This is a genomic window from Streptomyces virginiae, from assembly GCF_040638905.1.
In the GTDB taxonomy this organism is placed as follows: domain Bacteria; phylum Actinomycetota; class Actinomycetes; order Streptomycetales; family Streptomycetaceae; genus Streptomyces; species Streptomyces virginiae_B.
This window is the reverse complement of the sequence record NZ_JBEZYV010000050.1, coordinates 1-8,466: the sequence shown is the minus strand read 5'-3', so window position 1 is coordinate 8,466 and position 8,466 is coordinate 1. Positions and strand designations below refer to the sequence as shown.

The 8,466-nt window shown below is 69.6% G+C and carries 7 protein-coding genes and 1 pseudogene; 7 read left to right on the top strand and 1 reads right to left on the bottom strand.

The window, feature by feature from the left end; genetic code table 11:
- Nucleotides 1–839 precede the first annotated feature (839 nt).
- From AB0F82_RS35730 to AB0F82_RS35705, 6 genes and pseudogenes are all read left to right on the top strand, one after another.
- Entirely contained in the window at nt 840–2,291 is a 1,452-nt protein-coding gene (locus tag AB0F82_RS35730; RefSeq protein WP_362635294.1) for a polysaccharide biosynthesis tyrosine autokinase, read from the top strand.
- Nucleotides 2,288–2,866, top strand: coding sequence for a low molecular weight phosphatase family protein (locus AB0F82_RS35725; RefSeq protein ID WP_362635292.1), 579 nt, complete (start codon nt 2,288–2,290; stop codon nt 2,864–2,866). The genes AB0F82_RS35730 and AB0F82_RS35725 overlap by 4 nt, the downstream gene beginning before the upstream one ends.
- 294 nt (nt 2,867–3,160) lie before the next feature.
- Nucleotides 3,161–3,616 carry a hypothetical protein gene (locus AB0F82_RS35720; RefSeq protein ID WP_362635289.1) on the top strand — a complete coding sequence of 152 codons (456 nt, stop codon included), beginning with the start codon at nt 3,161–3,163 and terminating at the stop codon, nt 3,614–3,616.
- A 209-nt stretch (nt 3,617–3,825) separates the two neighbouring features.
- A complete protein-coding gene (locus tag AB0F82_RS35715; RefSeq protein WP_362635288.1) occupies nt 3,826–5,847 on the top strand; it encodes a tetratricopeptide repeat protein in 2,022 nt (673 codons plus the stop codon).
- A gap of 377 nt (nt 5,848–6,224) precedes the next feature.
- A pseudogene (locus AB0F82_RS35710) lies at nt 6,225–7,072 on the top strand (IS5 family transposase).
- Nucleotides 7,069–7,467 (top strand): hypothetical protein, encoded by a 399-nt coding sequence (locus AB0F82_RS35705; RefSeq protein ID WP_362635285.1) that lies wholly within the window; start codon nt 7,069–7,071, stop codon nt 7,465–7,467. The pseudogene AB0F82_RS35710 and the gene AB0F82_RS35705 overlap by 4 nt, the downstream one beginning before the upstream one ends.
- 8 nt (nt 7,468–7,475) lie before the next feature.
- Here the strand turns inward: AB0F82_RS35705 and AB0F82_RS35700 are convergent, their stop codons facing one another.
- Entirely contained in the window at nt 7,476–7,883 is a 408-nt protein-coding gene (locus tag AB0F82_RS35700) for a hypothetical protein (RefSeq protein WP_362635283.1), read from the bottom strand.
- A 146-nt stretch (nt 7,884–8,029) separates the two neighbouring features.
- Between AB0F82_RS35700 and AB0F82_RS35695 the strand changes: the two genes are divergently transcribed.
- Nucleotides 8,030–8,466: transposase (locus tag AB0F82_RS35695; protein ID WP_362635281.1), on the top strand; the 437-nt coding region annotated here is incomplete at its 3' end.

Genomic DNA, 8,466 nt, shown 5'->3' with positions numbered 1-8,466 from the left:
TGATCTGGTCCGTCGGGTCCGTGTCCGTGTCCGTGATCTGGTCCGTCGGGTCCGTGTCCGTGTCCGTGATCTGGTCCGTCGGGTCCGTGTCCGTGATCTGGCCGACCGACCGCGGCCCACACCTTGATGCGAGCGGAGCAGGTGAGGTCGGGATTGCGCGCGGTGACCTTGAAGGTGTGCCAGCCGGCGCGGACCCACTTCGGGATGGTCACGGTCGCATGCGCCATCCCGCTGGCGTCGGCCCGGTACCGGCCGAGGAAGATCGGGTCGGATGCCAGCAACGCTGTGACACGCTGCCGGGGGGCGAACCCCGTAGCCCTGAAGTTCACGGTACCTCCGGCCGTTACCGTGGTGGCGCCCATTGTGAGGCATGGGGGTGGCGGCGGGTACGGTGGCGGCGGGTACTGCGCATGGGCGGTCTGCGCCCCCACCAGCGGTGCGACGACGAGCACGACAGCCGATGCTGCCGATGCCAGACAAACCCGCCATCTGGGTGATGTCGTCATCTTCTCACTCTCCTCGACTTCAATCTGGGCCAGGCTGCAGCGTCGGCCGTCATCAAGATCCAGATACGTGGATATATGAGAAAAAGAGACATTAGGGCGTTGGCTGACGGTGTGTTGCCCAGAAGTCACCGGATGGTGCAGTGTTCGCTCCCCGATGGCCCACGCTGCCACCCCGACGGGGTGGCCCGACGGCGTGACGCCAGGGTCGTTCGACTGGCCGACACGGGGGTATCTCCCCCGGTTGAAACGCGCGAGTCCCTATCGTCGGTTGCTTACATCGGGAACAGAACATTCCATTTTGGGTGGTTCCCTCGATCCCATGAGGGGTACAACATGGATCTCCGCGGATTCCTGAAGGCTCTTGCCAGACGCTGGCCGACCCTCGTGGTCTGTCTGGTTCTCGCGATCGGGGCGGCGATCGCCGCGACGAGCTTGAGCACACCCGTCTACGAGGCGAGGACCCAGCTCTTCGTCGCCACCCGCACCGGTGAGGACACCGCCCAACTGAACCAGGGGCAGAGCTTCTCGCAGGCGCGCGTGCAGTCGTACGCCGCGATCGTGACCACCCATCAGGTGACCCGGCCCGTGGTGAAGGAGCTGCGGCTGCGCACCACCCCGGAGGAACTGGCGTCCCGGATCACCGCCGTCGCCCCGCTCAACACCGTGCTCATCGACATCACCGTCCGGGACACCAAGCCCAAGCGTGCGGCGCGCATCGCCAACGCCGTGGCGCAGCGGTTCAGCGCGGTCGTCGAGCGACTGGAGGCGCCCAAGTACACGCCCGACTCGGAGCGGTCCCAAAGCAGCCGTACGGGCGACGGTGCCTCGCCCGTCTCCCTGGGCGTCACCCAGGAGGCCGTCGCCCCCGTCGGCCCCGTCTCGCCCCGCCCGCTGCTGAACCTGGCCGCAGGAGTATTCGGCGGCCTTCTGCTCGGTGCCGGACTCGTCGCCCTGCGCGAGAACCTCGACACCACGCTCAAGACGAGCGAGGCGCTGGGCGAGTTCTCCGCGCTGCCGGGTCTCGGCACCATCCCGTACGACAGGAACGCCCCCAGGCAACCGCTCGTCAGCGCCGATGGGCAATCCAACCGCGTCGAGGCCTTCCGCAAGCTGCGCACCAACCTGCAGTTCTCGCAGGTCGACGACCCGCCCCGGATCATCGTGGTGACGAGTTCGGTGCCCGGTGAGGGCAAGACCAGCACCGCGGTGAATCTTGCCCTCTCGCTCGCCGAGGCAGGTGTCTCCACCTGTCTCGTGGACGGCGACCTGCGCCGTCCGAGTGTGGCCTCGACCTTCGGTCTCGTCCAGGACGCCGGTCTGACCACGGTGCTCATTGGACAGGCCCGCATCGAGGACGTGATGCAGCAGGTCGGCGGCGGACTCTCGGTGCTTGCCAGCGGCGCCGTACCACCGAATCCCACGGTGCTGCTCGCCTCGGCGCGGATGGAAGCGGTGCTGCGCGACCTGGCGGACACCTACGAGGTCGTGATCGTCGACAGCGCGCCGCTGCTGCCTGTCGCCGACACCGTCGGACTCGCTCCGCTCGCCCATGGCGTACTGCTCGTCGTCCGCGCCGCCAAGACCAGCCGGGAACAGGTCCGCACTGCTGCGGAATCGCTGGACCGCGTGGGTGTCCGTGTCCTCGGCACCGTCTTCAACATGGCTCCGGCGCCCAGGGGCGACCGCTACGGCGCCTACGGGTCGTACGGCGAGCTGCCCGCTCCCCGTATGGCGGAACGCCGGAGGGAGGCCGCTGCGGCGACGCGTCTCGCGGGCGAGAAATGACCTGTGTCCTGTTCGTCTGCACGGGCAACGTGCACCGCTCGGTGCTTGCCGAGCGGTTGCTGGCCTCGAAGCTACCGTCCGGCTCGGCCGTGCGGCCGGAGAGCGCCGGCACGGAGGCGTGGCCCCGGCCCGGTATGGAGAGCTCCACCAGGGCGGTGCTGGAGAAGCGGGGTGGTGACGGCTCCGGCTTCGCGGCACGCCCGCTCACCGCGCAGCTCGTCGTGGGAGCGGCGCTGGTCCTCGGGCTCGCCATCGAGCACAGGGAGGCGGCCGTGCGGCTTGCGCCGTCGGCGATGCGGCGCTGCTTCACCCTGAAGGAATTCGTGCGTCTCGCCGCGGGAGGAGTGCGGGGCGGGGGAGTGGGCCGGGAAGGCCCGCGGGACGTGGACGGTTTCGACGTCCTCGTCGCGGCCGCGGCCGGCCGTCGGGGTGCTGCCGCCCCGGTCCCGCCGGCCGAGGACGACGTCGCAGACCCGTGGGGGAGGCCCTACCCTGCGCTGTACGAGTGCGCCCGCGAGATCGACGGGGCGGTGAGCACGCTCGCCCGGCTGCTGGGCGGCGGGGCGAGCGTCTGAATCGAGGGTGCAGGGGGCTGCCATTCCGATCACGTGGACCGCCCTACGCGTCGCGGCAGTTCGCGGAGCTGTGTTCCGAGCTCGGGGTCATCCGCTCGACGGGCGTGCGCCAGCCGTGCGGACAACGCGGTCTGCAATGGCTCACCGTCCCTCCCTACCGGCACCCGGCCGCGCGCGAACGGGTGACGCACGCCCCGGGCAGATCGACCGGCGGTGAGGTGCCCGGCTCGGTACGCTTTACCGGCATAGGGACAGCTGGCCGCCTTGCGGGGGGATGACGTGTTGGATCAGGCGTTGATTGTTCTGGCTTCGGCGTTCGGGGCGGCGGTGGCTTCGGCGGCCGGCACCGAGGTGTGGTCGGGATTCCGAGACCGGGCGGCCCTGATCTTCGGCCGCCGGGACGCGCGGGAAACCCAGGTGGTCCTGGAGCGATTGGACCGGTCGGCCCTCGAACTGGATCGCGCCGACCCCGGTGGCGCCGACCAGGTCCGTACCCGGCTGGAAGCATCCTGGCAGGCCCGGTGCGAGGACCTACTGGAGAGTCTGGGCGAGGCGGACCGCGAGGAAGCCGCCGGGCAACTGCGCGAACTGGTGGCCCGGCAGGCCTCCGGCGCAGTCACGGCCGGGGACGACGGCATCGCCATCGGCGGCAACGCCGACATCAAGGCCGACCGCGGGTCGTCGGCCGCCCTGCGCATGGGCGACGTGACCCTCGGAAACCCTCCGATGCCGGGTCCGGAGCAGCGCTGACCGCACCCGGCGCCAGCCAGGCCCCGCACATCTCTGCACAGACATCGCTCTACGCGCAGTCCGGCGCCCTGGTGGTCGGCCGCGCCGATTCGGTGACGCACCATGCCGCGCCGCGGGCGCCGCTCTCCTGGCCGCGGCTGGTCGGCGTGGTTCCGCGGCGGGCGGACTGTTTCCAGCACCGCGATGCCGGCGATGGCTTGGAGCGAGCGGTGGCCGGGGGTGGGACGGCGGTGCTGTGCCAGGTGCTGTCCGGGACCGGTGGGGTCGGCAAGACTCAGCTCGCCGCTCACCACGCCCGCACTGTGTGGCAGGCCGGAGCGGTGGATCTGCTGGTGTGGGTCACCGCGACCAGCAGGGACGCGGTCCTGAGCGCTTACGCCGAGGCCGCTGTCACCGTGACCGACCCCGACGACCCTCAACGCGCCGGTCTCGACGACCCTGAGCGGGCAGCCGTCCGATTCCTGGCCTGGGCCCAGTCCACCGACCGGCGATGGCTGATCGTGCTCGACGACGTGAGTGACCCCGCGCACCTGAACGGCACGGACGGACGGAGTGACCTGTGGCCGCCCGCGCGCCCGAACGGCCGCACTGTGGTCACCACCCGCCGCCGCGACGCCGCCCTGCCCGGCCACCTCATCGACGTCGGCCTGTTCACCAAGAGCGAGGCCGTCGGCTACCTGAGGACCAAACTCGCAGCCCAAGGCCGCCACGACGACCCCGGGCAGGTCAAGGAGCTCGCCCGCGACCTGGGCCATCTGCCGCTGGCCCTGGCCCAGGCGGTCACCTATCTCCTCGACCTCCACCTGGACTGCGCCACCTACCGCGCACGGCTGGCCGACCGCGCCCGTAGGCTGCCCGACCTGGTCCCCGAGGACAGCGGCCTGCCCGACGCCCACCGCGCCACGGTGGCCGCCACCTGGTCCCTGTCCATCGAACACGCCGACCGGCTCCGCCCGACGGGCCTGGCCCGCCCCATGCTCCACCTGGCGGCCCTGCTCGACCCCAACGGCATCCCCGCCACCGTCCTGACCTCACCCCCCGCCCTCGCCTACCTCACCGAACACCGCACCCCCGACGGTGACACCGATCCCGGCGTATCCCCGCGCGCGGTCGGGGTGGACGATGCGGCCGACGCGCTGCGCTGCCTACACCGGCTCAGCCTGGCCGACCACACCCCCAACACCCCTCACCAGGAGGTACGCGTCCACAACCTCGTCCAACGTGCCACCCGCGAAGCCCTTACCCCCGCCGCACGCGACACGGCGGCCCGTACCTGCGCCGACGCCTTGCACGAGGCCTGGCCCGAGGTCGAACGCGACACTGCCCTCGGCAAGGCTCTGCGCGCCAACACCGCCGCCCTGACTGCCCACGCCGCAGACGCCCTGTGGCAGCCCGACGCCCACCCGGTTCTCTTCCACATCGGAAACAGCCTCGGCCACACCGGACTCGTCACCGCCGCCCGCGCCTATTTCCAGGACTTGCACACCGCCGCCCGCCAGAACCTGGGCCCCGACCACCCCGACACCCTGACCGCCCGGCACGACCTCGCCTACTGGAGGGGGGCCGCGGGGGATGCGGCTGGGGCCGCCACCGCCACGGCCGAACTGCTGGCCGACCGGCTGCGGGTGCTGGGCCCCGACCACCCCGCCACCCTGAGCACCCGGCACGACCTCGCCTTATGGAGGGGTTCGAGGGCGGCGGCGGATGTGGCCTGGGCCGCCACCGCATTTGCCGAACTGCTGGCCGACCAGTTGCGGGTGCTGGGCCCCGACCACCCCGACACCCTGATGACCCGGCACGACCTCGCCCACTGGCGGGGGGCCGCGGGGGATGCGGCCGGGGCCGCCACCGGCACCGCCGAACTGCTGGCCGACTCTCTGCGGGTGCTGGGCCCCGACCACCCCATCACCCTGCTCGCCCGGCACAACCTCGCCCACTGGCGGGGGGAGGCGGGGGATGCGGCCTTGGCCGCCACCGTGTTCGCCGAACTGCTGGCCGACTCTCTGCGGGTGCTGGGCCCCGACCACCCCATCACCCTGCTCGCCCGGCACAACCTCGCCCGGTGGCGGGGGGAGGCGGGGGATGCGGCCGGGGCCGCCACCGCGTTCGCCGAACTGCTGGCCGACCGGCTGCGGGTGCTGGGCCCCGACCACCCCGACACCCTGGTCACCCGGGACTACCTCGCCCACTGGCGGGGGCAGGCTGATGGTGCGAGCGGTGGTGTCCGATAACGATGGCACCCTCAAGTGATCAACGCACCACCCACAGATGATCATGTAATAGTGGAGGCACAGGTGCGTGACTACGGGTTCTTGTCGGCTCAGCAGGATGAGACACGGCGCGCCTCAAGGCACCTCAGGCAGAGTGACCAGTCGGCGCAAGGGGACTCGGTAGACGACGGCTTTCTGCGAGGCTCTGTGGAGGAATGACCGCGGCTGAGATCCTCCTCCGACAGCGTCTCGCGGACGCCAACTCAGCTGAGGGGAGCCGCTGATGACGGTCTTAGTGGGCGGTTGGTGAGTCTTTGAGTGGATCTGTTATCGCCTGATGGTGTGGTGCCGGGGCGGAATCCGCCGGTCCAAGGTTGCTGATCTGGTGATGTGATCGGGTGAGCGAACGCAAGCCGTACCTGAGTGACTTATCGGACGAGCAGTGGTCGTTGATCGAGCCGGTGATCACCGCGTGGAAGGACCGGCACCCCTCGGTCAGCGGCCACCAGGGTGCCTACGACATGCGGGAGATCGTGAACGCGATCCTCTACCAGGGGCGGACCGGCTGCCAGTGGGCCTACCTCCCGCACGACCTGCCCCAGAAGAGTGCGACCTACTACTATTGCGCCGCCTGGCGGGACGACGGCACCGACCAGGTCATCCATGAACTCCTGCGCTGCCAGGTCCGTGAACGCGCCCGCCGATTAGAGGACCCGACCCTGGTGGTCCTGGACACCCAGAGTGTTCATGTGGCTGCCGGGGTCCCCGCCTCCACGACCGGCCATGATCCGCCAAGCGGGTGCCCGGCCGCAAGCGCGGCCTGGCCGTGGACGTCCTCGGCCTGGTCATCGCGGTCGTCGTCCTCGGCGCGAACACCCACGACAACGCCGCGGGCATCGTCCTGCTGGACCAGGTCGCCGAGCACGCCGGCGGCAGCGTCCGCAAAGCCCTGGCCGACCAAGGCTTCAAGAACCAGGTCATCGCGCACGGTGCCGGCCTGGGCGTCGACGTCGAGATCGTCGCACGCAACCCACAGGTCAAGGGGTTCGTGCCGCAGCCGAAGCGGTGGAGGGTCGAGCAGACCTACGGGATCCTGATACTGCACCGGCGCCTGGTTCGCGACTACGAGCACCGCCCCTCCTCCTCCGCATCCCGCGTCTACTGGGCGATGACCCACGTCATGATCCGACGCCTCACCGGCACGAACACCCCCACCTGGCGCGAAGAACGGGCGGTGGCAGCGTGAACATCCAGCCCCTGCTCGACGCCCTGGACCTGCAGGAAGACGCCGCCCGGGCCCTGGCGGACGGCCTCCGTGCACAGATCGACGACCTGCAGAGCCGGTTGCGGGAGGCTGAGACGCACCTGGAGCACCTCGCGATCACCCGCAAGACCGTCGCCGGCCTCGCCGACCGGCTCCCGGCCGTCGCGCCGGACCTGCCCGAGCACCCGGACTACCCCCGCATCCTCGACGCCTTCAACCACGCGACCGGGCCGCTACGCGCCAAGAACGTCTGCGAAGCCCTCGGCCACAAACTGCTGCCGAAGAACGTCGAAGGCACCCGCGCCAAGCTGAAACGCCTGGTCAAACTCGGCATCCTCACCGAGGCCGACACCGGCAACTTCGCGAGAAAGCCATAGCCGGACACCTATGTCCAGCGATCGCTGGCCACAATCTGGCGTGCGTACTGGTCCTCCGGACCGATGTCTTCAACTACCTTCTGGGCTTCTTGCACCCGACCCGTCTCGCACATCAGTCGAACAAGGACGTAGAGGGCACCACGGTCGCCGTCTTCGGCGCGGTCACACAGCGCCGCCTCCATACCCCGCTCTCGAAGCGATTTGTTAAGTCTTCGACGTGCGTGGCTATCCGTGAGAGCGCGCTCTGTAAGTTCTGAAATCCGTTCCGCTCGGGCCAGCAGATCCATGTCCCACAGATGGTTGTCGTGCATGTCTGGATCGTCGGAAAAGCATTCGGCGTGGGCGCTCACCAGCGCGATCGCCTCATCCCAATCTTGAAGCTGTTCCGCCGCCCGAGCTCGCTCCAACCAGTCCACAAGACGAGTATCGCCTGTGGCCCCACCGGACAGCGCCTTTCGAAGTAACCGCTGATGAGCGCCCTTCAAGACAAGGCACGGTCAAATGCTCACGAACCGCCCTCTAAGACTGTGTCCTATGTGGTGAGGCGGTCGTTGGGCACGTCATGGGGCGGGGTACGTGGAGTTGGATTGTTCCGGACGGGTTGTGGGAGATCGCGAAGCCGCTGATCCCGCCGTCGAGGGTGCGGCCTCAGGGCGGTGGGACGCAGGACACGCCTGATGAGACGCTGTTCGCCGCGAGCATCTACATACTTGTCTCCGGGTGCGCCTGGCGGGCTCTGCCGCCCTGTTTCGGGATATCGAAGTCGACAGCGCATCGCCGGTTCCTGATCTGGTCCAGGGCGGGCGTGTGGGGCAGGCTGCACGAGGAGATCCTGCACCGTCTCGACGACGCCGGCCTGCTCGACCTACCCCGCGCGGTCCTCGACTCCGCACACGTCAGGGCGAAAAAAGTGCCCCTATGGTTTTCGTCAAGCCGTGACCGTGGTGGGTGGCTGGTAGAAGGTGCCGTCGCGGAGCATGGCGAAGAGGACGTCTATGC